Origin of the sequence: Nesterenkonia sandarakina (assembly GCF_014138825.1) — a bacterium.
GTDB classification, from domain to species: Bacteria; Actinomycetota; Actinomycetes; order Actinomycetales; family Micrococcaceae; genus Nesterenkonia; species Nesterenkonia sandarakina.
The window spans coordinates 2,746,528-2,772,147 of the sequence record NZ_JACJIH010000001.1 but is presented as its reverse complement, the minus strand read 5'-3'; the positions used below and the strand labels follow the sequence as shown (position 1 = coordinate 2,772,147).

Below are 25,620 nucleotides of genomic sequence, written 5' to 3'. Positions count from 1 at the left end.
GCGCTTAGAGCGAGTGACCGATCAGCACCGGCTCTTCGTGCATCGTGATGCCGAAGGCCGTGGAGACCTGATCCCGCGCGGCCCGTGCGACGGCCAGCAGGTCATCGGTGGTCGCCGTGCCGCGGTTGGTCACCGCCAGGGTGTGCTTGGTCGAGAGTGACGCCCGGCCTCCGGCGATCCCGGCCCCCTGGGCTCCGCGTCCGGCCACCGGACCATCGGGCAGACCGAAACCCTTGCCGCAGCCCGCGTTGTCGATCAGCCAGGCCGCGGAGAGCTTGACCAGGGGGACGCCCGCGTCGTCGACCCCGGCGGAGAACTTCGGGGCTGCGCTGGGCAGCGCTGCAGCGACCTCGCGGGGAACGATCGGGTTGGTGAAGAAGGAGCCGGTGGACCAGGTGTCGTGGTCACCCTCCTGCAGCACCATGCCTTTGCCCTCACGCAGCCGCAGCACCGTGCTGCGGACCTCTTTCAACGGCGCCCGGCGCTCGTGGTCCGCGCTCTCGGCATCCAGGCCCAGGGTCCGGGCCAGCTCGCCGTAGCGCACCGGCGCGGAAAGCCCGTCTCGGCGGTTCTGAAGCATGAAGCGGACCTGGAGCACCACGTAGCGCGGGGAACCGTGCACGGTGGTCTGCTTGAGCACCGAGTCGCGGTAGCCGAACGCCAGCTCGGCGTTGCTGAACCGCACCAGCTCTCCGCGCTCCCGGTCCCAGGCCTGGATGTCTTTGAGCGTGTGGGCGACGTCGGCGCCATAGGCGCCCACGTTCTGCACCGGGACCGCGCCGGTGGAGCCGGGGATCCCGGAGAGCGCCTCCAGGCCGGTCAGGCCGCGCGCCACGCTGAACCGGACGACGTCGTCCCAGTTGTGCCCTGCGGCGACGGTGAGCAGCACATCATGCTCGCCGTGGAACTCGGTGCTGATGCCGTGGAATGCCAGCTGCAGCACCGTGCCGGGGAACCCGTCCTCGGTGACCAGCAGGTTTGATCCGCCGCCCAAGACGATCAGGGTGTCCTCCCCGCGTTCACGCGCCGCGTGATCCGGCAGCGGGTGCGCCCGCAGCACCTGAAGCGCCTGCTCCTGGGTGTCCGCGCGGACCCACCGGCCGGCGGGCCCACCGACACGGGAGGTGGTGTGAGCGCTGAAACGGCTGGGGGCTGCGAGGGAGGAATCGTCGACACTGGTCACAGCCCAGAAGCCTACCCGGCGTCGCGGCAATGGGCATCTGCGCCCCGGCGAAGCCAGTCGGGACCCCTGGGAGCCCGGGTGGACCCCCGGGACTGAGGTATCGCTACTCGCCGAGCGGATTCAGCACCCGGCGCAGGAAGTCCTGCGTGCGCGGCTGCTGCGGGTCGCCGATGACCGCCATGGCCGGGCCCTCCTCGACCACGAGACCCTGGTCCATGAAGACCACGCGGTCCGCGACCTCGCGGGCGAAGCCCATCTCGTGGGTGACCACGAGCATGGTCATCCCGGCCTGAGCGAGCTTGCGCATGCTCGCGAGCACGTCACCCACGGTCTCCGGGTCCAGCGCGGAGGTGGGCTCGTCGAAGAGCATCAGCTGCGGCTTCATGGTCAGTGCCCGGGCGATGGCCACCCGCTGCTGCTGACCGCCCGAGAGATGGTCGGGGCGGCGCTCGGAGAGGTGCTTGAGCCCGACGGCGTCGAGCTGGGCCATCGCCTCCGCCTCGGCCTCCGTCTTGGACTGCCCCAGCACGCGCCGTGGCGTGATGGTGCAGTTCTCCAGCACGCTCAGGTGCGGGAACAGATTGAACTGCTGGAAGACCATGCCGATCTGCCGACGCATGGCGTCGAGGTTCACGTCTGGATGCGTGGCCTCGTGCTCGCCCACCGTGATGGTGCCTGCATTGGGCGTCTCCAGACGGTTCACGCAGCGCAGCAGCGTGGATTTGCCCGAGCCGGAGGCGCCGATCAGGCAGACCACTTCGCCGGGGGCCACGCTCATGTCGATGCCTTTGAGCACCTCGTTGTCGCCGAATGACTTGTGCAGTCCGGTGAGGGTGACCCCTGCGGCGTCTGTGCCGTGGCCTCCGGGCACGCCCTTGGCTGAGGCGGCGCGTGCTGCCGGGACTTCTGGGGACTCGCTCTGGCTCATGTTCGCGTCCATCTCTACTTCTTCGCCGTCCGGGGGTTGCGGTGCTCCATGCGGCGCGCCAGCAGCGAGAGCGGCACGGTGAGCAGCAGGTAGCAGAATCCAGCGACCACCAGCGGGGTCAGTCCCGCCTGGTAGATGTTGATGCCGTCACGGCCCATCTTGGTCAGCTCGGCGGCGCCGCCGGCCATGCCGACCACGAAGATCAGCGAGGAGTCCTTGGTGAGCAGGATCGCCTCATTGGTCAGCGGGGGCAGCACGATCCGGAAGGCCTGCGGGATCTGAATCGTGACCATGGCGCGCCAGGCCGGCATGCCCAGCGCGCGGGCCGCCTCCAGCTGGCCCTTGGGCACGGCCTGCAGCCCGGCACGCAGGGTCTCTGCGATATAGGCGCTGGCCACGATGGCCAGCGCGGAACCGGCGATCTGCAGGGTGGAGAGGTTCCATCCGAAGGCCAGCGACGCACCGAAACCGAGCGCGATGAACACCAGGATCGCGGGGATGCCCCTGAAGAACTCGATGTACGCGGTGGCCACCCACCGGTAGATCGGGAACGAGGACATGCGCATCAGCGCCAGCAGGGTCCCGCCGAGCAGACCGAAGAAGAAGCCCACCACGGTGTACTGGACCGTGTTCACCAGTCCGACGGTGATGATCTCCGGGAACATCGGTCCCAGGTTCTCGAAAGCGAAGAAGCTGCCGCGGATCGCGGTCCAGTCGATCAGGATGGCCAGCACGATCACGACTGCCAGGAAGATCGCTGCCTGGATCCCGATGCTCAGTCGCGCTCGGTCACGGGTTGTCATGGCCATGAGGGTTATTCGTCGCCCTCGTCCTCGGTGGCTGCGTCCTCAGTGGGCTCCTCGGAGGCCTCACCTTCGGCGTCGCCCTCTTCAGGGGTGTCACCCTCGCGGAACCAGCTGTCTTCGAGCTCCTGCATCTCACCGGATGAGTCCATCTCGGCGAGCGCCTCGTTGACCGCGTCGATCAGCTCGGTGTTCTCGCTCTGCGCGGCGATGCCCAGCTGCTCTCCGGTGTCGATCTCTTCGATGAACTCGGCGGTGTCAGACTCCCCGGCCTGGTAGCCGAGGATGGAGATGTTGCCGATCGCGGCGTCGACCTGTCCGGACTCCAGGCCCTGGATCAGCAGGCCGGAATCCGGGTAGTCGCGCACGTCGTATCCGGCCTCGGTCGCGTAGTCCGCGCCGGTGGTCTCGGTCTGGACTCCGACGGTGAGGCCTTCGAGGTCCTCCAGCGAGGCGACATCGGCGTCGGTGGCGGCGAGCAGGCCCAGGTTGTCATCGAGGTAGGGCTCGGAGAAGAGCATGTTGCCCGCGCGCTCCTCGGTGATGGTCATCCCCGAGATCGCCAGGTCGCAGGTGTTCGAATCCAGCGCCACTCCGGACTGGATGCCTTCAAATCCGGTCTGCACGATCTCCAGCTCGACGTCGAGCGACTCTGCGATCGCCTCGGCGATGTCGATGTCGAAGCCGACGACCTCACCCTCGGCGTCGTAGTACTCGAACGGCGGGTAGGGAACGTCGGAGCAGACCTGGAGGGTGCCGGCGTTGTTGAGCATCTCCTGGTCCGCGTCACCGGACCCGTTCTCGTCGCCGCCGCAGGCGGTCAGGACGAGCGCTGCCAGCGCGGAGGCGCCTACGGCCTGGGCCGCGGTCTTATGCATAGCCATGTTGGGATCCTTAGGTTGATCAGCAGAAACCGAAGTCTGACGGTCCCGGCGATTATACGGTGAAGCTGTGTTTCCGCCCTATGACCACCGGGCAGGAGCTTGACGGCGTGTTGTCTCTGAGCTCGACTTCGCGAGCTGGGCGCCACTGGGCGCGGCTTGCGACCTAGAGCTGCACCAGGGCCTGGGACTTCGCGAGCACCTTCGTGCGGACGGGTTCCGCAGTCTCATCCTGGGATTCATTCGTTCCCGCCTCGGGGGCGGGCTCGGTGAGCAGCTCTACGCTGAGGTCCACCCGGACGCGGCGCTCATCGAGGTCCAGCGCGCCGATCTTCCCGCTGATCACCAGCCGTGCGGTGGGCGTATCCGGTGCCCCGGAGGCCGCGTCGGGCACGGGCACCGGTTTGGTGAACCTGGACTGGTAGTCGACGACGGCGCCCGGATCGCCCGCCCAGGCGCTGACCAGGTCCACCGCGGAGCCCATGGTGAGCATGCCGTGGGCGATGACCCCGTCCAGGCCGACCTCCCGGGCGAACCTCTCGTTCCAATGGATCGGGTTGTGGTCCCCGGAGGCGGCCGCGTAGCGGATCAGATCGGCACGGGAGAAGCGCAGCTCGCGGGTGCCGATCTGCTGTCCCTTCTCGAGCTCTTCGAAGACCGGGGCGCTCATGCGTCATCCTTCTCATTGCGGGCCGGCGAGTCGGCGGGATCATTGCGGACCAGCAGGCTGGAGGTCACGGTGGTCCGGGGCGAGCCGTCCTCGGCGCTGATCTGCACCACGGTGGTCACCATCGCGCCGGCGCCCATGGTGCGGATCTTCTCCAGGGTGACCTGGGAGCTCAGCGTGTCTCCCGCCAGGATCGGGCTGTGATGGGTGAAGCGCTCCTCGGCGTGGACCACGCGGGAGAAGTCGATGCCAGCCTCGGCGTCGTTGACCACGGCGGCCTCGGCGCGCTGGGCGATGATCACTGCGAAGCTCGGCGGGGCCACCAGGTCTCGGTGCCCCAGTGCTCGGGCGGCGTCGACGTCGTGGTGGGCCGGGTGCTCGGCCTGCACCGAGAACGCGAACTCACGGATCGCCTCCCGGCTGACCTGGTAGGGCGCGGCGGGCGGGTACTGGTGACCCTGCCGGTCGGGGTTGATCATTCAGTCGTCCTTCGACGCTCGGCGGGAGAGGATCTGCACGGCCTGGCGACGGCGCAGCCCTATGGAGATCAGGTGACTCAGGATTCCGGCACCCAGCAGGACCAGGCCGATGCTGCGCAGCGCCGTCGTCGCCTCTGCGGAGTCCAGCATGGCCGCCAGGATCACCAGGATCACGCCCACGGCGGTGCAGGCCATGCCCAGGACCAGGGTGACCCGGTAGGCGCGCGTCCCGCTGTTCCACGGATCGAAGGGCTGAGTGCTCACGGCGGCCAGCTTACAGGCCCCGAGGAGGCGAGCTCGAAAAACCTCACAGTGACCGGCGCAGAGTATGAGCCTGGTTTATCGCGACCGAAACTCCCCACTCCACTGTCGGAAACACGGTCTTGCCAGAGTGGGAGCTCCATCACCGGACCCCCGAAGGGTCACCGTGCGGCCCAGCCCCGCGAGACGCCAGGAAGCAGGACACCGCGATGAATCCCCAGAGTTCCACCGCTACGGCTGAACACCACGGTCAATCCACAGAGACCTCCGAGACCGCCGAGACCGCCGCGCCTACCGATCGGCTCCTCGTGGAGGAGGGTCGCTGGATCACCAACTGGCAGCCGGAGAACGAGGAGTTCTGGGAGGGGCCTGGACGTACGACGGCGCGGCGGAACCTGATCTGGAGCGTGTTCTGCGAGTTCCTCGGGTTCGCTGTGTGGCAGCTCTGGTCGGTCACGGTGGTCTTCCTGCCCCTGGTCGGCTTCGATCTGACCACCTCCGAGCAGTTCTGGCTGGTGTCACTGCCGCCGCTGGTCGGGGCGACTCTGCGGGTCCCCTACAGCTTCATGGTGGCGATGATCGGGGGACACAACTGGACCATCGTCTCCGCGCTGCTGCTGCTGATCCCCACCGCGGCGATGGCGCTGACGCTGGGGAATCCGGAGACTCCGAACTGGGCGCTGTTCGCGATCGCGGCTGCCGCCGGGTTCGGGGGCGGCAACTTCTCCTCCTCGATGGCGAACATCACTTTCTTCTATCCGGCCAGGGAGAAGGGCGCGGCGCTGGGCGTCAACGCCGCCGGCGGCAACCTCGGGGTCGCCGTCGCCCAGTTCACCGTGCCGATCGTGGTCACCGCCTTCGCCTTCGGCGCGCTGCAGCCGAACCTGCCCGCGGCCGGGCTGTTCTGGATCCCGTTCATCCTGCTCGCCGCCTGGGGTGCGCGGAGGTACATGCATAACCTCTCGCACGCCAAGAACGACCTCAAGGGCTCGCTCTCGGCGCTGAAGGAGAAGCATCTGTGGATCATCTCGCTGATCTACATCGGCACCTTCGGCTCCTTCATGGGCTTCGGCTCGGTGTTCCCGACCCTGATCAACATCCAGTTCCCCGAGTTCTCCAGCATCCAGGTCCTCGGCGCCGCCCTCTCGCTGGCCTTCCTCGGCCCGCTGGTGGGATCCCTGGCCCGACCCTATGGCGGCAAGCTCGCCGACCGGATCGGCGGAGCCCGGGTCACCATCACCAGCTTCCTGGCGATGGCGGCCGTCACCGCCGCCGTGGTGCTCACACTCTCGATGGCGAACTTCTGGATCTACCTTCTGCTGTTCCTGGCACTGTTCACGCTCACCGGTGTGGCCAACGGATCCAGCTACCGGATGATCCCGGTGGTCTTCAAGCTCTCGGTCGACCCGGCCGACCGAGTGGGGCACGAGCGCAAGGCCTCCTCGGCGCTGGGCCTGATCGGCGCGATCGGGGCCTACGGCGGGTTCGCGATTCCGCAGATCCTGCGGGTCTCCAACGAGTCCACCGGGTCCTTCGACGTCGCCTTCTGGGTCTTCGCCGCCTGCTACATCGCCCTGGCCGGACTCACCTGGTTCGTCTACATGCGCCCAGGCACCGTCTTCGCCCGCGCCAACGTCTGATGCCGGTGCCGGCGAAGACCCGAGAGGTCAGCACCCACTGCCCGTACTGCGCGCTGCAGTGCGCGATGACCCTGCAGATCACCGAGGCGCCCGAGCCGGGCATCACCGTGGAGGGCGCCCGGTTCCCGACCAACCGCGGGCGGCTGTGCCGGAAGGGCAGCACCGCTGCGGAGCTGCTCGGCCCCCGCACCGACCGGCTGCGCGCTCCACTGATCAAGCAGACCGACGACGACGGCGGACACAGCTTCCGCGAGGCCTCCTGGGAGGAGGCGCTGGACCACATCGCGGGACGGCTGAGCAGCATCCAGACCGCCCATGGCCGGGACGCCGTCGGGGTGTTCGGATCGGGAAGCCTGACCAATGAGAAGACCTACGCGCTCGGGAAGTTCGCCCGGGTCGCGCTGGGGACCTCACAGATCGACTACAACGGCAGGTTCTGCATGTCTTCGGCGGCCAAGGCCTCCTCCGAAGCCTTCGGAGTGGACCGTGGTCTGCCGTTCCCGCTCACCGATCTCGACGCCGCCTGCACCGTGCTGCTGCTGGGCTCCAATGTGGCAGACACCATGCCGCCCTTCGTGCAGCACCTCGAAGGAGCCCGGTCCAAGGGCGGGCTGATCGTGGTGGACCCGCGCAGCAGCACCACCGCGCAGCTCACCGCCGACGGCGCCGGCTTCCATGTGGCTCCGACCCCGGGCGGGGACCTGGTGCTGCTGCTGGCCCTGGCCAATGTGCTCTTCGAAGAAGGTTGCACCGATCGGGACTATCTGGCGCAGCGGGTCCGCGGCGTCGAAGACTTCCGCCGGTCCGCTGCCGCCTGGTGGCCCGAACGAGCCCAGGCCGCCACCGGGGTCGGGGCGGACCAGATCCGCTTCATTGCCCGCCGCCTCGGATCTGCCGCCGCGGAGGCCCGCGACGGCGGGGACCCGGTGTTCATCCTCACCGGACGTGGGGTGGAGCAGCACCGCGACGGCACCGACACGGCCCGCGCCGCGCTCAGCCTGGCGCTGATCCTGGGACTGCCCGGCGCCCACGGCGGCTATGGCACCCTCACCGGTCAGGGCAACGGGCAGGGCGGGCGCGAGATGGGGCAGAAGTCGGACCAGCTCCCGGGACTGCGCTCGATCACCTCGCCGACCGATCGCGCGCACATCGCCGGGGTCTGGGGCGTGGCGCCTGAGACGATCCCGGGTCCCGGCATCCCGGCCACGCAGCTGCTGCACACCATGGGCACCCGGACCGAGCACGGTCCGGCCGGGGTCCGGGCGCTGCTGGTGCATGGCTCCAACATGGCAGTCTCGGCGCCCGAGACCTCCCGAGTGCTGAAGAACCTGCGCGCCCTGGACCTGCTGGTGGTCGCGGACTTCTTCCTCTCCGAGACCGCCGCCGAGGCCGACGTCGTCCTGCCGGTCCTGCAGTGGGCCGAGGAGGACGGCACCATGACCAGCCTGGAGGGTCGACTGCTGCGTCGGCGCCGAGCGGTGGACCCACCCTCGGGCTGCCGCTCCGAGCTGTGGATCTTCGCCGAGCTGGCCCGCCGACTCGGCACCCCCACCGGCTTCCCGACCGATCCGGCGGAGGTCTTCGAAGAGATCCGCCGAGCCACTGCAGGGGCGCCCGCCGACTACTCAGCGATGAGCTGGGAGCTGCTCGACGCCGGGCACGCCGGGTACTGGCCGCACCCGGCCACTGGTGACCCCTCCGCAGACACCGGCAGGCGGGGCTCACCGGAGCTCACCAGCACCGGGGAGCCGATCATCGGAACCCCGCGGATGTTCGCCGAGCGCTTCGCCCACCCGGACGGCCGAGCGGTGCTGCGCGCGATCCGGCCGCGCGCCCAGGCGGCGCCGCGGGCGGCGGAGCTGACCCTGACCACGGGGCGGCTGATGGAGCACTATCAGTCGGGCACCCAGACCCGGCGGGTGCCGACCCTGGATGCCGCGCACCCGCAGGTGACGGTGCAGGTCCACCCCGCCACCGCGCGTCAGTACGGGCTGGTCGAAGACGGATTCGCGGTGGTCGAGAACGCGCAGGGCGCACTGACCGCGAAGGTGGTCCTCGACGCGGGGATCCGCGCCGACACGATCTTCTCTCCCTTCCACTTCGCCGGCCGGGGCGCTGCGAACCTGCTCACCAGAGGTCTGACCGATCCGGATTCGAAGATGCCGGAATTCAAGAACACTCCTGTCCGGATACGTCCCGCCACGTCCCTGGAGGCAGCCGCATGACCCGCTCCGTCCCCCACGTGCTGGTGCTCGGGTTCGGTCCGGTGGCCGCTCGGCTGATCGATGAGCTCCTGGAGGAGGTCTCCAGCGGCGCGCTGCGGCTGACCGTGATCGGGGCCGAGGCTGAGCCGGCCTATCAGCGGATCCGCATCGGGGACGTCTCCGTCGGCCGGATCCAGCCCGCCGACCTCGACCTGACCGACCTGACCGCGCTGCGCGAGGCCGGCGTCGACGTGCGAACCGGGGTCAGGGCGAGGGCGATCGACCGCGAGACCCGGCAGGTCATGCTCGAGGACGGCGACACGATCGGCTATGACCGGCTGGTGCTCGCGACCGGAGCGGAACCCATGACGCCGAGCTTCGAGGTGGAGTCACGCCGCGGCGGCGCCATCGACGCGGAGGTGCGGGCCAGCGGACTCCCCGACGGGATCCTGGCGCTGCGCGAGATGGGAGACGCGTTGCGCCTCGCCGAGGTTGTGCGTCGCGGCGAGCCGGTGGTCGTGCTCGGCGGAGGCGTGCTCGGCGTCGAGGCCGCGCTGGCGATCGCCGAGGTGGGCGCCCCGGTGACCCTGGTCCACCGGGGCAATGTGCCGATGAACCGGCAGATCGACACCGACGCGGGGATGCTGCTGCGCCGCGAGCTGATCCGCGCCGGGGTCCAGGTGCGAGCGGCCGCGGACATCACCACGGTGATCGCTGAATCCGGCAGCCTGTGCGCCGTGCGCACCTCGCTGGGCGAGAAGCTGCCCGCCGCGCTGCTGGTCACCTGCACCGGCGTCCGCGCCCGGGACCAGCTGGCCGGGGCGGCGGGCCTGCCCACCCGTTGGGGCGTGATGACCGATGAGGCCTGCCGCAGCGTCAGCGATCCGCGGATCTTCGCGATCGGTGACTGCGCCACGGTGGCGGGAAGGGTCTCCGCGGGGCTGATCGCCCCGGGCTGGGAGCACGCCGGAACCGTGGCGCAGACGCTGCGCGAAGACGTGGGGCTGAAGCAGCCGCGTGAGCGCGATGCCGCCGGGGCCCCGGTGGAGCTTGCGGCTGCCACCGGACTGGACGTCATTCTGTTGAAGTCCCACACATTGAACATCGCCTGCGCCGGCACCACCGACGTGGATCCCTGGAACCCCGACTCGCCCACGGTCTCGACCTGGTCTGATCCCAAGGGCGGGCAGTACCTGCGCATCGTCTCGGATCAGGACCGGCTGCTCGGATTCGTCTCGGTCGGGATGCCGCGCTCGGCCGCCGAGCTGGCGATGCATGCTGGTCGCGGAACCATGCCGGTGACCGACCGGACCGCGCTGCTGGCCGCCGAGCACGCGACCCGCGAGGCGCAGCTCGGTCCGCAGGACGTGCTGTGCCGGTGCGCGGGCACAACCCTGGCCCAGGTGCAGGACGCCGCGGCCTGCTCCTCCAGCGTGGCTGAGGTCGGGACGGCCTGCCGGGCAGGCACCGGCTGCGGGACCTGTCATGGGCGGATCGAGAAGCTGCTGCGCGAGGAGACGCAGCAGCTCCCGGCGGGGGTGACCGCCTGAGCGGCGAACGGCGAGGAGCTCAGACGGAGAGGCGAACGGCGAGGAGCTCAGACGGAGAGGCGGTATCCGCGTTTGACCACCGTGCTGACCAGATCGCTGACGGGCAGCGATTTGCGCAGCCGGGAGACCCACATCTCCAGAGCGTGCTCCGAATCGCACTGGCTCAGCAGCTGCATCAGGTGCTCGCGGGAGAGCACCGCCCCCTCGGCCTTGACCAGCGCCCGCATCAAGGACAGCGGGCCCGGAGGAAGACGCACCGGCTCGTCGGTGACCTGCGGCACCCGCACCTCGGAGCCGCGCATCTCCACCGGGCCGTGCCGTGTGGAGATCCGCAGCGTCTGGTGCTCCTCCAGGTGGTCGCAGACCAACTTGATCATCGCGCCCAGACGCCAGCGGGAGGGAATGATCGGGCTGAGCCCTGCGTCATAGAGCGGTCCAGCGGTCACTGCCCCCACCGCCACCGAGACCACGTCCCCGCGCAGCGCGGCCACCAGCGCCTCGAACCTGCCGTACTGCCGGGCCACCGAGAGGAACGCCTCCACGGCCGGGGCGGCCGTGAAGGTGACCAGATCGAGCTGACGTTCGATCACTGCGTCGATCATGCGCAGCAGGTCTGAATCCTCATCGGGCTTGGTCCAGGTATAGGGCAGCACGGTGACCACGGTGGCGCCGGCCGCCTGCATCCGGTGGATCTGGGAGTCATCGCTGGCCCCGTGCTGCTGCAGCGCCACGGTCTTGCCCCGCACGTCTCGGGTCAGCAGCATGTCCACCACGGTGGCGGTGCGCTCGTCCTCGGCGGAGCCGTCGTCGTCGAGTCCGGCGGCCCGGACCGCGCCGCGCGCCTTGGGGCCTCGGACCAGGATCGTGGCCTGCTCCAGGGTCTCGAAGAGCTCGGTGCCCAGCCCATAGGTGTCGGCCGCCTCGAACCAGCGGCGCATCCCGTAGGCGGTGGTGATGATCGCGAAGTCCGGTGCGGCCTCGATCACCCTGCGGGTGTCCTGCTGCAGGGTCACGGATTCGGTCAGGGCCACGATCCGCAGCGCGGGGGCATGCATCACCTCGGCGCCGCGACGTCGGAAGGCGCAGATCAGGTCTTCGCTGCGTCGGTCCGAGGTGACCCCGATCCGGAAGCCCGCCAGGGTCTGCGGCACCGATGCCGCGGCATCCCCCGCGGGGCCGGCGGGCATCGAGGCCGTGGAGGAGCTCGCCGTGCTCATCAGAGCACCACCCCGGCCATGGCGCGGATGACCTGTTCTCCAGCGACCGCCGGAGAGGAGTCGGTGTCGGTGCGCGCCTCACCGGAGCAGGGTTCGGCCGCGGCCAGCCGGACCACCTCCCCGATGACCAGCACCGCCGGCGAGCGCAGCCTGGCCTCGGCCGCGACGCCGAGGATCTCGCTCAGGGGGGCGATGAGCACCCGCTGGTCGGGGCTGAAGCCGCGCTCCACGATGCCCACCGGGGTGTCCCCGGCGAGTCCATGGCGCTGCAGCCCGGTCATGGTGTGTCCGAGCGTGCCCACGCCCATCAGGATCACCGCGGTGCCGCCCAGCGCGGCCAGCCCGGCGAGCTCCTGCTCCCCGAGCGGGTCGTGGCCGGAAATCACGGTGAAGGACTTCGAGACGTTGCGGGCGGTCACCGGGATGCCGGCCGCGGCGGGCACCGCGATCGCCGAGGTGATGCCGGGGACCACAGTGACCGGGATGCCAGCATCGCGGCAGGCGGCGACCTCCTCGCAGCCGCGTCCGAAGACGAACGGGTCACCGCCCTTGAGCCGAACCACCCGGCGGCCGCGGCGCGCGGCGTCGGTCATCAACGACTGGATGTCCTCCTGGGTCACCCGGTGGTGGCCTGGACGCTTGCCCACGTCGAAAAGCTCCGCGGCCGGGGCCCATTCGCGCAGCCCCTCGGTGGGTGCGAGCCGGTCGTAGAAGACGACGTCGGCGATGGCCAGCGCGTCGCGGGCTCGCACGGTCATCAGGTCTGCGGCTCCTGGGCCGCCCCCGATCAGTGTGACCTCTCCCAGATCCATCATGAGCTTCCCTCCGCCGGTGCCAGATTGTCGGGGACCGGTGCGCCCTCCCGCGCCCGCGCTGCCTCTTGGTGAGCTGCGTCTTCTCGGGCCATCTCTTCGCGCACCGGGATCCGCGGCCCGGTCAGCAGCACCGGGCCGTCACCGGAGACGGCCTCGGCCTTCTCCTGCTCGGTGGCCGGGCGACGCTGGCCGCGTTCCAGCACGTAGGCCAGGCCGGGGTCAGGGGCGTCGGGGGCGTTGACGAAGCTGCGGAAGCGACGCAGCCGCTCCGGGTCGCGCAGCGTGGCGGCCCATTCGTCCTCGTAGCCGTCCACGTGTTGGGCCATAGCCGCTTCGAGGTCCTCGCCGATGCCCAGCGAGTCTTTGACCACCACGTCGTAGACATGCTGGACTCCCCCGGGCAGCTCCTCGATCCAGCGGGCGGTGCGCTGGAGCCGATCCGCGGTGCGCACGTAGTACATGACGTAGCGGTCGATGTAGCGCAGCAGCGCCTCGTCGTCGAGGTCCTTGGCCAGCAGCTGTCCGTGGGCGGGCGTGGCCCCGCCGTTGCCGCCCACGTACATGTTCCAGCCGTCGCTGGTGGCGATCACGCCGACGTCCTTGGCCCGAGCCTCGGCGCATTCGCGGGCGCAGCCGGAGACGCCGAACTTCATCTTGTGCGGCGAGCGCAGTCCGCGGTATCGGTTCTCCAGCCGGATGCCCATGGCCACGGAGTCCTGGACTCCGTAGCGGCACCAGCTCGAACCCACGCAGGACTTCACGTTGCGCAGCGCCTTGCCGTAGGCCTGTCCGGATTCGAAACCGGCGTCGACCAGCCGGCGCCAGATCTGCGGCAGCTGTTCCAGCCGGGCGCCGAACATGTCCACCCGCTGCGCGGCGGAGATCTTGGTGTAGAGATCGAAGTCGGCCGCGACCTCGGCGATGACCTTCAGTTTCTGCGGGGTGATCTCCCCGCCGGGGATCCTTGGCATCACCGAGTAGCTGCCGTCCTTCTGCATGTTCGCCAGCGCTCGGTCGTTGGTGTCCTGCAGCGAGCCGCGACCCGATTCCAGGATGTATTCGGCGCCGTGCTGGGCGGCCAGGATTGAGGCCACCACGGGCTTGCAGATGTCACAGCCGAGGTTGCGCTGCGCGTCCGCCGGGCTGCCGAACCGCTCGACGATCTCGGTGAAGGTTCTCAGCTGGGTGGCGCGCACGGCTTCGAAGAGTTCGGCGCGGGAGTGCCCGAAATGCTCACACAGCGCCTTGGAGACCTCCAGACCCAGGGAGGACATCTGGGCCTCCATGATCTTCTTCGCCATCGGGATGCAGGAGCCGCACTGGGTGCCCACCTTGGTGCAGCTCTTCATAGCGGTCATATCGGTGCAGCCGGGTGTGCCGGCGTCCCCGGCGACGGCGGATCGGATCGTTCCGGCGCAGATGTCCTTACAGGAGCAGACCTGTGCGTCATCGGGCAGCTCCAGGTCCAGGTCTGCGCCGCCGGCGGCGGAGAGGAAGGCGCCCGGGGCGGCGGGAAGCTCCCGGCCCAGCAGCGGGCGCAGTGAGGAATACGGACTGGCGTCGCCGACGAAGACTCCGCCGAGCAGGGTGGTGGCGTCGTCGGTGACCACGATCTTCTGGTAGATCCCACCGACGGCATCGGCGTAGACCACCTCGAGCGCGCCGGGGGTCTCAGCGAAGGCATCACCGAAGGAGGCCACGTCCATGCCGGCGAGCTTGAGCTTCGCGGCGGTGTCGAACCCGACGAAGGAGGCCTGGCCACCGCTGAGCCGGTCGGCGACGACCTCGGCCATGGCGTTGGCCGGAGCGACCAGACCCATGGAGGTGCCCTGGTAGCTCGCAACCTCCCCGATGGCCCAGATGTTCGGTGCCGAGCTGGCGCAGGTCTCGTCGATGACGACTCCCCCGCGCTCGGCGCAATCGAGCCCTGCTGCGGCAGCGAGCTCGTCGCGAGCGGTGATGCCGATCGCGGCGACGACCAGGTCGGCCGGGAGGGCTTCGGCCTGAGCGAACTCCAGGGTGTAGCGGCTGCGCTCGGGGCCTGCCTCCGGGTCCACGGCCATGCGGGTCGGCCGGTGGCCCAGCTGCAGCCGGTATCCCTCCTGCTGCAGCAGCCGGTTCAGGGTGCGACCGCCGTACTCGTCGACCTGGGCGTTCATCAGCCAGGGGCGGGAATGCACCACGGTGACCTCGGCGCCGAGGCCGCGCAGCCCTCCGGCGGCCTCCAGGCCGAGCAGGCCGCCGCCGATCACCGCGCAGCGGGCCGGGCGGCCAAGCTCCTCGCTGAGCTCGGCGGCCCGCAGGCGCAACCAGTCGACGTCGTCCAGGGTGCGGTAGACCGCGATGTGCTCGCTGCCCTCGATCGGGGGGCGCGGTGCGGAGGATCCGGTGGCTAGCACCAGCTCGTCGAAGCCGATCAGCTCACCGGCCGCCGTGCGCATCGTCTTGGCCTCCACGTCCAGCTCGGTCACCGCGGTGCCGGTGTGCAGCTGGACCCGCGGGTCATCCCAGAGCGCCGGGTCCCCCAGCAGCAGCTCATCGTCGAACTGCGCGAAGCGCCGGGACAGCGCCACCCGGTCGTACGGCGCCGACGTCTCCTCGGTGAACACGCTGATCCGCAGATCCGCCGGGTCTCGAGAGATCAGCGCCTCGGTCAGCCGGTGTGCGGCGGGGCCGCCTCCGACGACGGCGATATGCCGTTCGACCCTGGCCTTGGCTGCGACCTCGGCCGAGTGTGTGGTTGCGTCCATGGGGGTTCACCTTCGCGGTAGACGATGAGTGCGATATGCCTTCACGTCGATCGGGCGGAGGGGTTCGGTGTTCCACAGGGTCCGCCTGACCGTCGAGGGTTCGCTTCAGCCTAGGAACGGGCGGTTTCTACGCGGTGTCGCATTTGTAACACCAAAGTGACGAGGTCCTCATCATGATGTCAGTGCCCGTGAGACCAGTGTCATGAGGCCTTTACACAGGCGCTTCTCGGACGAAATCAGCCCGGCCTAGGCTGGGGCGATGAGCCCTGGGACCACGCCTTCATCCACGCCCACCCACAGCGCCGAGCCTGGCTGGCATCGAGTGTGCCGCGTGGCAGACCTGGAGCCGATGTGGGGAGAGGCCGCCCTGATCGAGGGCACGCAGATCGCACTGGTCCGGCTCCAGGGTGAGACCGTGCACGCAGTGTCCCAGTGGGATCCCTACGCCGGGGCGAATGTGATGTCTCGCGGTATCGTCGGGTCCAAAGCTGGCCGGCCCACATTGGCCTCCCCGATCCATAAGCAGCCCTATGATCTGGCCACCGGTCGGTGCCTCAGCGACGAGGCGCTGCAGCTGAAGTCCTATCCGGTCCGCGTCGAGGCCGGATTCGTCGAGGTGAAGGTCTGAGGTGTCCTGGATGACCCACGCCGCACCATCACGGGCCGCGCTGGTGGCGGTCTCCCACGGCACCTCCAACCCCGAGGGTCAGCGTCTGGTCACCCAGCTCGCGCACCGGGTCCGCGAGGCCGCCGCCGCACAAGGGCGGCAGGACCTGATAAGGCTCGGACACGTGGACGTGCAGCAGCCCGACGTCCCTGCCAGCCTGGCCGCCCTGCCGCAGGAGCTTGCCGCCGTCGTAGTGCCGCTGCTGCTCTCCGCCGGGTTCCACGTCAACGTGGACCTCAGGAAGGACACCGCCGATCTGGATCGTCCGGTGACCGTCGCCGCCGCGCTGGGCCCCGATGACCGGCTGGTGGATCTGCTGCTGCGTCGCATGCAGGAATCCGGGGTGGACCCCGCTCGAGACGCCCTGATCTTTGCCGCCGCCGGATCCTCGGACAGCTCGGCCGTGCGGGACTGCCAGGACATGGCAGCGCGGCTCCAGAGGAGACTGGGCCGCCCGGTCCAGGACGCCTACCTCTCTTTCGCGCAGCCCTCGGTGAAGACGGCGGTGGCGCAGGCCCGAGAGACCGCACGGGGTCGGGTCGTGCTGATCAGCTATCTGCTGGCCCCGGGGTATTTCCAAAACCTCCTGCAGCGCGCAGGCGCCGATCTGGTCACCAGCTCCCTGCTCCCGCAGGACTCCACGCAGGCGCCGCCGGAGCTGGTGGAGATCATCCTGGATCGCTTCACCGCGGGACTGGCGAAGCTGTCCCCCGCCCTGCAGACGCCGCTCTGAGGGCTCTCGGACACCGAACCCTCTGCAGAAAACGCAACCCGCGCCGCTGCCTCAAAGTGGTCCCCCGGCGTGTCCCGCGTCATGAATCTCCCTGCGAAGGCTGAGATTCGCCCCGCACGCGGTACGCTGGCTGGGCCCTCCCGGCGGGGCACGCTCCATGCGTCGATCTCTTTCACGGATCCGCTGGACCAGCTTGTGCACCGGGACGTCTCTGCCGAGACTGCTCGGACGTCCCTCACCCCGCCGCGGGTGCAGTGTGGGCTCTGTCCCGCCGAGAGGAATGACCCATCGCTCCAAGGAGGACTCCGTGGCTCGAGGAGCCCAGCGTCAGAACCCCACGCGCAGCCGCGCCCGCCGGCGACCCCGCCGACGCGAGGACGGCGGGATCATCGCGCTGCTCGCCAAGGTCGTGCGCGAGGTCGAGTCCGCGGTCCAGCGCGGCCTCGACCTGCCCTCGACCCGGACCAAGTTCCAAGTGGTGGCGCTTCTGGTGCGGGAGGAGCGCGCCCGGCTCAAAGCGGTGGAGGCCAAGACCGGATCCCGCGGCGCCGAGGACCTGAAGCGGCTCGACGGCGTCGCCACCATCCTCGCGACCACCGCCGCCCGCGACACCTCGCTTCTGGGACTGCTCGCCGATGACGCCGTCATCTCCGACCGCGCGCGCTCGCTGCGCCGGGAGCTGCTGGAGTCCGCCGGCATCGAGGTCCCGGACGAGCCCGCCAAGGCGCCCGAACCGGCCGCCCCCAGAGAGGACCGGCAGCGCCGAGTGGTGCCGGTCTCGGTGGAGTCCCGCCAGCTCGCCAACCCCTTCCTGGAGCCTGACTACTCGGCGGCCGCCAAGCGCACCGCCAAGCCGCGTCGCCTCGTGGGCTGGGAGCTCATCGAGCCGCTGATGAAATCCTTCGCCGAGGGCGGCTCGCTGGCCTGCATGGACCTGCCGCAGCCCGGCGCTTCCCGGATGAGCCGGGAGCTGGACCTGATGCCGCACCAGGCACGGCTGGTCGCCTCCGCCGCGCAGGGACACCGGTCCTTCCTGATCGCCGACGAGCCCGGTCTGGGCAAGACGGCACAGGCGCTGCTGGCCGCACAGGCAGCCAACGCCTATCCGCTGCTCGTCGTCGTGCCGAACGTGGTGAAGATGAACTGGGCGCGAGAGGCTGAGCTGTGGACGCCGAATCACCCGGCCACCGTGGTCCACGGCGACGGTGAGCGGATCGACGGCTTCGCGGACATCATCATCGTGAACTACGAGGTGCTCGACCGGCACGCGGGATGGCTGCAGGAACTGGGGCTGCGCGGGATGGTGGTCGATGAGGCGCACTACATCAAGAACCGCCGCTCACAGCGGTCACAGAACGTGCTGCACCTCTCCGAGCGCATCCGCACGCGGATCGCTGACCCGCTGCTCATCGCGCTCACCGGCACCCCGCTGATCAACGACATCGAAGACTTCCGGGCGATCTGGCAGTTCCTCGGCTGGGTCGATGAGACCAATCCGATCGGTGAGCTGATGGAGTCGCTCGAGGCGATCGGCCTGACCCCGGCCGACCGCGGCTTCTCCCCGGCGGCCCGCGCGGCCGTGATCAACCGTGGCATCGTGCGCCGGCGCAAGATGGACGTGGCCGCCGACCTGCCGGCCCGCCGGGTGGCCGACGTCCCGGTGGAGATCGACGACGCGGCCGCGCGCTCCATCCGAGCCGCCGAGCAGAAGCTCGCCGATCGCCTGCTCACACGCTATGAACGGGCGCTGGCGGCGAAGCCGGCGGGCGAGGCCGCTGAGGGCATCGACCACGCGCTGGTGCGTCAGGTCGCCGCACAGGAGCGTGCGAGCAAGTCCACGAAGAAGTCCACCGAGAACGTGTTCACCATGACCCGGCGCATCGGTCAGGCCAAGGCCGGGCTCGCGGCCGACTATGCCGCGCAGCTCGCCCGCAGCGCGGGCAAGGTGGTCTTCTTCGCCAAGCACATCGATGTCATGGACATCGCCGAGGAGACCTTCGCCAAGCAGGGCATCCGGTACGCCTCGATCCGAGGAGACCAGACGGCCTCGGCCCGGCAGAAGCACATCGACGCGTTCACCAACGACCCCGACGTCAGCATCGCAGTGTGCTCCCTCACGGCCGCAGGCGTCGGGCTGAACCTGCAGGTCGCGTCGAACATGGTGCTCGCGGAGCTCTCCTGGACCGACGCCGAGCAGACCCAGGCCATCGATCGCATCCACCGCATCGGGCAGGAGGAACCGGTGACGGCGTGGCGGATCATCGCGGCGCAGACCCCGGACACCAGGATCGCTGAGCTCATCGACGCCAAGGCGGGGCTGGCTGCTCGGGCGCTGGACGGGGCCGAGCAGGAGCTCCCAGACTCCGCAGATGTGCAGCTCGAGGCGCTCGTCACGCTCCTGGAGGCGGCTCTGGAAGAACGCGGCATCCGGCAGGAGCCCTGAGGCTCCTCGGCGCGGCGGCAGAACGGGTGGGCCTGGCACTGGAGCGTGAAGCGGTCCAGGCCGCCCGCCGATGGGCGGAGACAGATCGGGCCCCCACGCGGTGATGCGTGGGGGCCCGAATCGTCTCGCTCGCCTGTGCGGCGTGTGGTAGCGGTGCCGGGGCTCGATCCCGGGACCTCACGATTATGAGTCGTGCGCTCTAACCAGCTGAGCTACACCGCCATACCCCGTTCCTCCGGCTCGCTGTGCGGGCGGAGAATCGGTGTGAATGAGAAACACCCGCGCCGCGCAATATGCTGCGCTGCGCGGGCTCTCAATCAGAGCCCCAAGCGGGAATCGATCCCGCGACCTCAGTCTTACCAAGACTGCGCTCTACCACTGAGCTATTGGGGCAACAGCACTAAACTCTACCATCAGTCCAGCACCGTTCAAAAACCGATCAGAGGTGAGCTGCGTCTCCCCGGACCGGGGTCTTCGCCGCCACAGATCGAGACCTGCGGCGACGAAGACCGACTCCCTCGCGGGGGACGAGATCACTTCCAGCGGGGCTTGCGATCCTTGTTGCCGAATCGGCTGTCGCCGGAGCCTGCGCGGCCGCCTCGATCGCTCGAGCCGCCGTCACGCTTGCCGGCGTAGCCGCCGCGGGACTCGCCGTAGCCGCCCTCACGCTTATAGCCGCCGCGGTCGCTGGAGCCGCCGCGATCGCTTGAGCCGGAGGGAGCGCCGGTGTCACGCTCGATCTTCAGCAGCTCGCCACCGATGCGGGTCTTCGCCAGGGCGGCCCACTGCTCGGAGGAGAGCTTCTCGGGCAGCTCCACCAGGGAGTGCGTGGGGCGGATGTCGATCCCGCCGATCTCGCGGGCGCTGAGCCCAGCCTCGTTGGCGATCGCCCCGACGATGTGCCCGGGGTTCACCCCGTTGCGACGGCCCACGGCGATCTTGTACATCGCATTGCCCGGACCGGCGGTGCGCGGTCCGCGGTCCCGCGGTCCACGCTCGGGGCGGTCCCCGCTGGGGCGGATCTCGCCGACCTCGCGCTTGGACTCGCGAACCAGCTCGTCGTCGCGCTTCTCATCGAGCAGCAGCGGCCGGCCCTCGTGGACCATTGCCACCAGGGCGGCGGCGACGTCCTCGGCCGGGGTGTTGTGCTCCTGGGTGTAGGAGGAGACCAGTCCGCGGTACTCCTCGAGCTCCTCAGAGGCCAGGGTCTCGGTGATCCGCTCCGAGAAGCGCTCCAGCCGCGAGGAGTTCACGTCCGCGATGGTCGGCATGGACATCTGCTCCACCGGCTGGCGGGTGGCCTTCTCGATGGCGCGCAGCATGCGCTTCTCCCGAGGAGTCACGAACAGCACGGCCTCGCCGGAGCGACCGGCGCGGCCCGTGCGCCCGATCCGGTGCACGTAGGACTCGGTGTCCAGCGGGATGTCGTAGTTGAACACGTGGCTGATCCGCTCCACGTCGAGCCCGCGGGCCGCCACATCGGTGGCGACCAGCACGTCGACTCGACCGGCCTTGAGGTTCTCCACGGTCTTCTCGCGCAGGTTCTGCGGGATGTCACCGTTGATCGCCGCGGTGCGGAACCCGCGGGCGGCGAGCTTGTTGGCGACCTCCTCGGTGGCCGAGCGGGTGCGCACGAAGACGATCGCGGCGTCGTGCGGCTCGGTCTCCAGGATCCGGGTCAGGGCCTCGTGCTTCGCGGAGTGCTTGATCAGCACGAAGCGCTGCCGGATGTTGGTGCCGGTGGAGGTCTTGGACTTCACCGAGACCTCGACCGGGTCGTTGAGGTAGTCCGCGGAGATCCGGCGGATCGCCTTGGGCATGGTGGCGGAGAACAGCGCGACCTGCTTGGTCTTCGGGGTGCGGGCCAGGATCTGGTCCACCTCCTCGGCGAAGCCCATGCGCAGCATCTCGTCGGCCTCGTCGAGCACCAGGTGCTTGATCGTGGAGAGGTTCAGCGAACCGCGGGTCATGTGGTCAATCACGCGCCCCGGGGTGCCGACGACGACGTGCGCGCCGCGGCGCAGGCCCTCCAGCTGCGGGCCATAGGGGGAGCCGCCGTAGATGGGCAGCACGGTGATCCCGGGCACGCCCTGGGCGTAGGTGGAGAACGCCTCGGCGACCTGGATCGCCAGCTCACGGGTGGGCGCGAGCACCAGGGTGGAGGGGGAGTTCCCGAGCTCACCGGAATCGTGGGCCCGAGCCATGTGCGAGAGCGCCGGCAGCGCGAAGGCAGCGGTCTTGCCGGTGCCGGTCTGGGCGAGGCCCACGACGTCGCGGCCCTGGCTCAGCAGCGGGATGGTCTGCGCCTGGATCGGCGACGGGGTCTCGTAGCCCAGCTTGGTCACCGACTCCAGCACCCGGTCATCCAGGCCCAGCTCCGAGAACTTCGGTCCGGTGGACTCTTCGGCGGCCTTCGGAGCCTTCTCGGCCGGGGCCTCAGCCGCCGGAGCCGCGTCAGCGGCGGGAGCCTCAGCGGCCGGAGCCTCAGCGGCCGGAGCCTCAGCAGTGGGGGCAGTCTCCGGCGTCTGCGTCGCGCCGGACTCGGTGGTGGCCGCCGTCTGAGCGGCAGCTGCGGTCTCCGCGTCGGCCGGCGTGGGCTCGGTGGGGAACTGGTCCTGGATGGTCATGTTGACTCCTCGTCACATGTCACGCGACCGAGAGTCCCCGCTGAGGATCCAGTCCCAGAAACCTGCACAATCAACCACCGCTGCTCGAAGCAGCTGGGCATGCCGAATGGCACTGCACGCAGCCGCTGCATGGGCAGGGCAGGTTGCTCAAGGTTCTAGGACGGGACTGGATCAGTCACAGGGACTCGGCCGCTTTGTCGGCTCCGGAGTCGACCCGTGGATACACACAACCCTCAACGAGCTTCCGGCCCCATGTGAATGGGGCACGCTCGGAGTCAGCAAGAGAAAACGGGATCATCCGGAGAATGCCCATTGAGTCTAGCCCACATCATCCTCAGCTGTCGCCTTAGGAGACGAAGCTCACGATGTGCCGGATGCGCCGGCGGCTCAGTCGCCCGGGCGAGCCAGGGCCGGGCCCCGCCGCAGCGCGGTCTCCCGGATGCTGGGGCCCGGGTTCTCTGGGATCGCGCTCACCACGGCGCGATCCCCCGCCTGCACGGTGCCGGGAGTGATCACCTTGAAGTAGGTGCCGGGCCGGCCGGCCGCCAGGAAGCGCCTCACCCAGCCGGGCTCGCCCAGCCACCGGCCGAAGGTGGCGCAGGGGATCCGCGGGACCGTGGCCTCGAGCACCACGTGATCCCCGATCTGCCAACGCTCGCCAGGGTGGGCGCCATCCAGGTCGATCCCGGAGATCCGCAGGTTCTCCCCGAAGCTTCCTGCGGGGATCTCCCGTCCCAGCTCCTGGGCCCACCAGGCGGCGTCCTCGGCGGTGTAGCCGTAGATCGCCTTCAATGCTCCACCATGGTGCTTGCGGTCGGCCTGGACATCACCGTGGAGTCCCAGGGTGCGCACCCGGACCGGGCCGGAGACCGGGCGCTTGTCGATCCCGCTGACCCCGACCTGCCCGACGTCGTCGGTGACCAGCTGGTGCACCACGCAGACCGCATCGATCGTGCCGGTGAGTCCCAGCCGGTCGGCCGCGCCCGCCAGGCAGGTCGGTGACGCCTCGGTCATCGGATCAGAGTCCGGCGAGCGCGATGTCGAGGTCGTTGATCAGGTCCGCGACATCCTCGATGCCCACCGAGAGCCGCAGCAGGTTCTCCGGGACGGCGAGCTCGGTGCCGCGCACCGAGGCGTGGGTCATCTCATGCGGGTAGTTCATCAGCGACTCGATGCCCCCGAGAGACTCCGCGAGGATGAACAGCCGGGTGCCTTCGGCGACCTTCCGGGCGGCAGCCTCACCCCCGGCGAGCTGGACCGAGACCATCCCGCCGAAGCCGCTCATCTGAGTCTTGGCCAGCTCGTGGCCGGGGTGGTCCGGCAGACCCGGGTAGAGCACCCGTTCCACGGCGGGGTGGTCCACCAGGTGCTCGGCGATCACCTGGGCGTTGCTGCAGTGCCGGTCCATCCGCACCGCGAGGGTCTTCAGCCCGCGGGTGGTCAGGTAGGCATCCAGCGGGCCGGAGACCGCACCCACGGCGAACTGCTGGAAGCCGATGGCGGCGGCCAGCTCGTCGTCGGAGGTGATCACGGCGCCGCCGACCACATCGGAGTGCCCGCCGATGTATTTCGTGGTGGAGTGCACCACGATGTCCGCGCCCAGCGCCAGCGGCTGCTGGAGGTAGGGGCTGGCGAAGGTGTTGTCCACCAGCAGCAGCGCGTTGTTGGCATGGGCGATCTTCGCCAGGGCCGCGATGTCGGTGATGGCCATCAGCGGGTTCGACGGGGTCTCCACCCAGAGCAGCGTGGCGTCCGGCGTGGCGAGCTCGGCCTCGACCCGGTCGAGGTCGGTGAGATCCAGCGGGGTGTTCGCGATCCCCCAGTCGCCGTGGATCCGGCTGATCAGCCGGTAGGAGCCGCCGTAGGCGTCGTTGCCCATCACGATCCGCTGCCCGGGCCGGGTCACCGCCCGGATGATCGCATCCTCGGCGGCGAGCCCGGAACCGAAGCTGAACGCGTGGCGGCCACCCTCGAGTGCCGCCAGCTGGGTCTGCAGCGAGGTGCGGGTGGGGTTGCCGGCCCGGCCGTAGTCGTAGCCGCGGCGCAGGTTGCCGATACCGTCGGGGGCGTAGGTGGTGGAGAAGTGCAGCGGCGGCACCACTGCTCCGAAGACCTCATCGACCTCCTGTCCGGCGTGGATGGCGTCGGTGGCGAATCCGTGGCGGTTCTCGGTCATCGGGTCTCCTTCTTCTGGGCACCGGAGAGGTGCGCGAGCAGGTCGTTTCGGGTGAGCACTCCTACGATGTCGCCATTCTCGGCGACCAGCAGGGTGGGGCTGGTCCGCAGCTTCTTCAGGATCTCCGGCAGCGTCTCGGTGATCCCGACCAGCGGCAGGTTGATGTCCAGATGCTCGGAGACCAGTTCATCGGGGGTGGCATGACCGATGATCAGGTCCTCGGAGAGGTGCGCGACGTCGACGACGCCGTAGACCTCCCCGATCCGGGCCACCCGGCCGGGCTGGTCGATCACCGGGACGATGTCGATGCCGTAGCGGTTCATCACCGAGACCGCCTCGCGCAGCGTGGTGTGCCGGGAGATCGAGACCACCTCGGGCATCGCGGAGGAGAACAGCGAGCTCTTCGCCAGCAGCACGTCGGAGGCGGTGACCGGTTCAGCGTCCTGGCCCCCGGACTCCTCGGCGGCCTGGGCCTCGCCGTCCTCGGGCTCGGCGCCGATCAGCCCGGTGCTGACCGCCTCGCTGAGCTCTGCGGAGGTCTTCACGCTGATCTCCACGCCGGTGGAGTTCGAGACCACGGCGCCGAAGCCGTGGTCGATCATCCACTGGTCGTTGAAGATCTTGCCCAGGTAGCCGCGGCCGGAGTCGGGCAGCACCGCGACCACCACATCCTCGGGGCCGAGATCCTTGGCGACCTTCAGCGCGGCGACCACGGCGGTGCCGGAGGAGCCGCCGACCAGCAGACCCTCCTCGGTGGCGAGCCGGCGCGCCATCGCGAAGGACTCGGCGTCGGAGATGGCGTGGTGCTCATCGGGGATCGAGGCGTCGTAGTTCTTCACCCAGATGTCCTCGCCGACGCCCTCCACGAAGTAGGGGCGGCCCTCCCCGCCGGAGTAGATGGAACCGTCCGGGTCGGCCACCACCACGCGGACGGGCCCCTGTGGGCGATCCGCGGAGACCTCCTTGAGGTAGCGCCCGGAGCCGGTCACGGTGCCCCCGGTGCCGGCGCCGACCACCAGGTGGGTGATCTTGCCCTCGGTGTCCTCCCAGATCTCCGGCCCGGTGGTCTCGTAGTGCGAGTTCGGCGCGGCCGGGTTGGAGAACTGGTCCGGCTTGTAGCCGCCCTTGATCTCTTCGGCCAGCTGATCCGAGATCCCGTAGTAGGACAGCGGAGACTCCGAGGGGACACCGGCCGGGCCCACGACGACGTCGGCGCCATAGGCGCGCAGCACGTCACGCTTCTCCTGGGCCACCTTGGGAACCGTCACGAACACCGCCCGGTAGCCCTTCTGCTGGGCCACCAGCGCCAGGCCGACGCCGGTGTTCCCGGAGGTCGGCTCGACCACCACTCCCCCGGGCTTGAGCAGGCCCGCAGACTCGGCCTCCTCGATCATCTTCAGCGCGATGCGGTCCTTGATGGACCCGCCAGGGTTGAGGTATTCGAGCTTCACAAGGACAGTGGCGGAGACGCCCTCGGTGATCCGATTCAGCTTCACCAGGGGGGTGCGGCCGATCAGCTCGACGACAGACTGGGCATATTTCATGCCGCCAACTCTACCGACCTGGGAAGCGGATCAGTCAGGCCCGGTCTTCTGA

At 69.5% G+C, this 25,620-nt stretch carries 20 protein-coding genes and 2 tRNA genes; 6 read left to right on the top strand and 16 right to left on the bottom strand.

What is annotated here, in order from left to right:
- Positions 1-4: 4 nt before the first annotated feature.
- The 7 genes from HNR24_RS12645 to HNR24_RS12615 form a co-directional block, all read right to left on the bottom strand.
- Positions 5-1,183, bottom strand: a complete 1,179-nt coding sequence (locus HNR24_RS12645) for a UDP-N-acetylmuramate dehydrogenase (protein WP_182495944.1) — start codon at positions 1,181-1,183, stop codon at positions 5-7.
- 103 nt (positions 1,184-1,286) lie between these two features.
- Positions 1,287-2,111, bottom strand: a complete 825-nt coding sequence (locus HNR24_RS12640) for an amino acid ABC transporter ATP-binding protein (protein ID WP_182495943.1) — start codon at positions 2,109-2,111, stop codon at positions 1,287-1,289.
- A gap of 14 nt (positions 2,112-2,125) precedes the next feature.
- Positions 2,126-2,920 carry an amino acid ABC transporter permease gene (locus tag HNR24_RS12635; protein WP_182495942.1) on the bottom strand — a complete coding sequence of 265 codons (795 nt, stop codon included), beginning with the start codon at positions 2,918-2,920 and terminating at the stop codon, positions 2,126-2,128.
- Positions 2,921-2,925: 5 nt separating this feature from the next.
- Positions 2,926-3,798 (bottom strand): ABC transporter substrate-binding protein, encoded by an 873-nt coding sequence (locus HNR24_RS12630; RefSeq protein ID WP_259392459.1) that lies wholly within the window; start codon positions 3,796-3,798, stop codon positions 2,926-2,928.
- A 163-nt stretch (positions 3,799-3,961) separates the two neighbouring features.
- Positions 3,962-4,465, bottom strand: coding sequence for a MaoC family dehydratase (locus HNR24_RS12625; RefSeq protein WP_058887560.1), 504 nt, complete (start codon positions 4,463-4,465; stop codon positions 3,962-3,964).
- Positions 4,462-4,941, bottom strand: a complete 480-nt coding sequence (locus HNR24_RS12620) for an FAS1-like dehydratase domain-containing protein (RefSeq protein WP_058887561.1) — start codon at positions 4,939-4,941, stop codon at positions 4,462-4,464. The genes HNR24_RS12625 and HNR24_RS12620 overlap by 4 nt, the downstream gene beginning before the upstream one ends.
- Entirely contained in the window at positions 4,942-5,205 is a 264-nt protein-coding gene (locus HNR24_RS12615) for a hypothetical protein (RefSeq protein WP_179440981.1), read from the bottom strand.
- 206 nt (positions 5,206-5,411) lie between these two features.
- Here HNR24_RS12615 and HNR24_RS12610 point away from each other — a divergent pair, with 206 nt between their 5' ends.
- From HNR24_RS12610 to HNR24_RS12600, 3 genes are read left to right on the top strand one after another with little or no spacing between them, the layout of a single operon-like run.
- On the top strand, positions 5,412-6,842 hold the full coding sequence (locus tag HNR24_RS12610; protein WP_182495941.1) for an MFS transporter: 1,431 nt from the start codon (positions 5,412-5,414) through the stop codon (positions 6,840-6,842).
- Positions 6,842-9,067: a molybdopterin oxidoreductase family protein gene (locus HNR24_RS12605; RefSeq protein WP_182495940.1), complete on the top strand. Its 2,226-nt coding sequence runs from the start codon at positions 6,842-6,844 to the stop codon at positions 9,065-9,067. Before HNR24_RS12610 ends, HNR24_RS12605 begins: the two co-directional genes overlap by 1 nt.
- Positions 9,064-10,596: an FAD-dependent oxidoreductase gene (locus HNR24_RS12600; protein WP_182495939.1), complete on the top strand. Its 1,533-nt coding sequence runs from the start codon at positions 9,064-9,066 to the stop codon at positions 10,594-10,596. Before HNR24_RS12605 ends, HNR24_RS12600 begins: the two co-directional genes overlap by 4 nt.
- A gap of 47 nt (positions 10,597-10,643) precedes the next feature.
- Here the strand turns inward: HNR24_RS12600 and HNR24_RS12595 are convergent, their stop codons facing one another.
- The 3 genes from HNR24_RS12595 to nirB are packed head-to-tail and all read right to left on the bottom strand — an operon-like array spanning position 10,644 to position 15,378.
- Positions 10,644-11,813: a uroporphyrinogen-III synthase gene (locus HNR24_RS12595; RefSeq protein ID WP_182495938.1), complete on the bottom strand. Its 1,170-nt coding sequence runs from the start codon at positions 11,811-11,813 to the stop codon at positions 10,644-10,646.
- Positions 11,813-12,628: a uroporphyrinogen-III C-methyltransferase gene (cobA, locus tag HNR24_RS12590; protein ID WP_182495937.1), complete on the bottom strand. Its 816-nt coding sequence runs from the start codon at positions 12,626-12,628 to the stop codon at positions 11,813-11,815. Before cobA ends, HNR24_RS12595 begins: the two co-directional genes overlap by 1 nt.
- Complete coding sequence (gene nirB, locus HNR24_RS12585) at positions 12,625-15,378, bottom strand: nitrite reductase large subunit NirB (protein WP_182495936.1); 2,754 nt, start codon at positions 15,376-15,378, stop codon at positions 12,625-12,627. The genes cobA and nirB overlap by 4 nt, the downstream gene beginning before the upstream one ends.
- A gap of 259 nt (positions 15,379-15,637) precedes the next feature.
- Between nirB and nirD the strand changes: the two genes are divergently transcribed.
- The 3 genes from nirD (at position 15,638) to HNR24_RS12570 (ending at position 19,221) form a co-directional block, all read left to right on the top strand.
- On the top strand, positions 15,638-16,006 hold the full coding sequence (gene nirD, locus HNR24_RS12580) for a nitrite reductase small subunit NirD (protein ID WP_058887566.1): 369 nt from the start codon (positions 15,638-15,640) through the stop codon (positions 16,004-16,006).
- 10 nt (positions 16,007-16,016) lie between these two features.
- Complete coding sequence (locus HNR24_RS12575; RefSeq protein WP_182495935.1) at positions 16,017-16,778, top strand: sirohydrochlorin chelatase; 762 nt, start codon at positions 16,017-16,019, stop codon at positions 16,776-16,778.
- A 280-nt stretch (positions 16,779-17,058) separates the two neighbouring features.
- Positions 17,059-19,221 carry a DEAD/DEAH box helicase gene (locus HNR24_RS12570; protein WP_182495934.1) on the top strand — a complete coding sequence of 721 codons (2,163 nt, stop codon included), beginning with the start codon at positions 17,059-17,061 and terminating at the stop codon, positions 19,219-19,221.
- Positions 19,222-19,366: 145 nt separating this feature from the next.
- On the opposite strand, the gene HNR24_RS12565 is transcribed toward HNR24_RS12570, so the two are convergent.
- From HNR24_RS12565 to HNR24_RS12540, 6 genes are all read right to left on the bottom strand, one after another.
- Positions 19,367-19,443: transfer RNA gene (locus HNR24_RS12565), tRNA-Met, on the bottom strand.
- A 99-nt stretch (positions 19,444-19,542) separates the two neighbouring features.
- Positions 19,543-19,614, bottom strand: a tRNA-Thr gene (locus HNR24_RS12560).
- A gap of 140 nt (positions 19,615-19,754) precedes the next feature.
- A complete protein-coding gene (locus HNR24_RS12555; protein ID WP_182495933.1) occupies positions 19,755-21,848 on the bottom strand; it encodes a DEAD/DEAH box helicase in 2,094 nt (697 codons plus the stop codon).
- 387 nt (positions 21,849-22,235) lie between these two features.
- Positions 22,236-22,862, bottom strand: a complete 627-nt coding sequence (locus tag HNR24_RS12550) for an MOSC domain-containing protein (protein WP_182495932.1) — start codon at positions 22,860-22,862, stop codon at positions 22,236-22,238.
- A gap of 4 nt (positions 22,863-22,866) precedes the next feature.
- Positions 22,867-24,024 carry a cystathionine gamma-synthase gene (locus HNR24_RS12545; protein WP_182495931.1) on the bottom strand — a complete coding sequence of 386 codons (1,158 nt, stop codon included), beginning with the start codon at positions 24,022-24,024 and terminating at the stop codon, positions 22,867-22,869.
- Positions 24,021-25,568 carry a pyridoxal-phosphate dependent enzyme gene (locus HNR24_RS12540; protein ID WP_182495930.1) on the bottom strand — a complete coding sequence of 516 codons (1,548 nt, stop codon included), beginning with the start codon at positions 25,566-25,568 and terminating at the stop codon, positions 24,021-24,023. Before HNR24_RS12540 ends, HNR24_RS12545 begins: the two co-directional genes overlap by 4 nt.
- Positions 25,569-25,620: the final 52 nt, after the last annotated feature.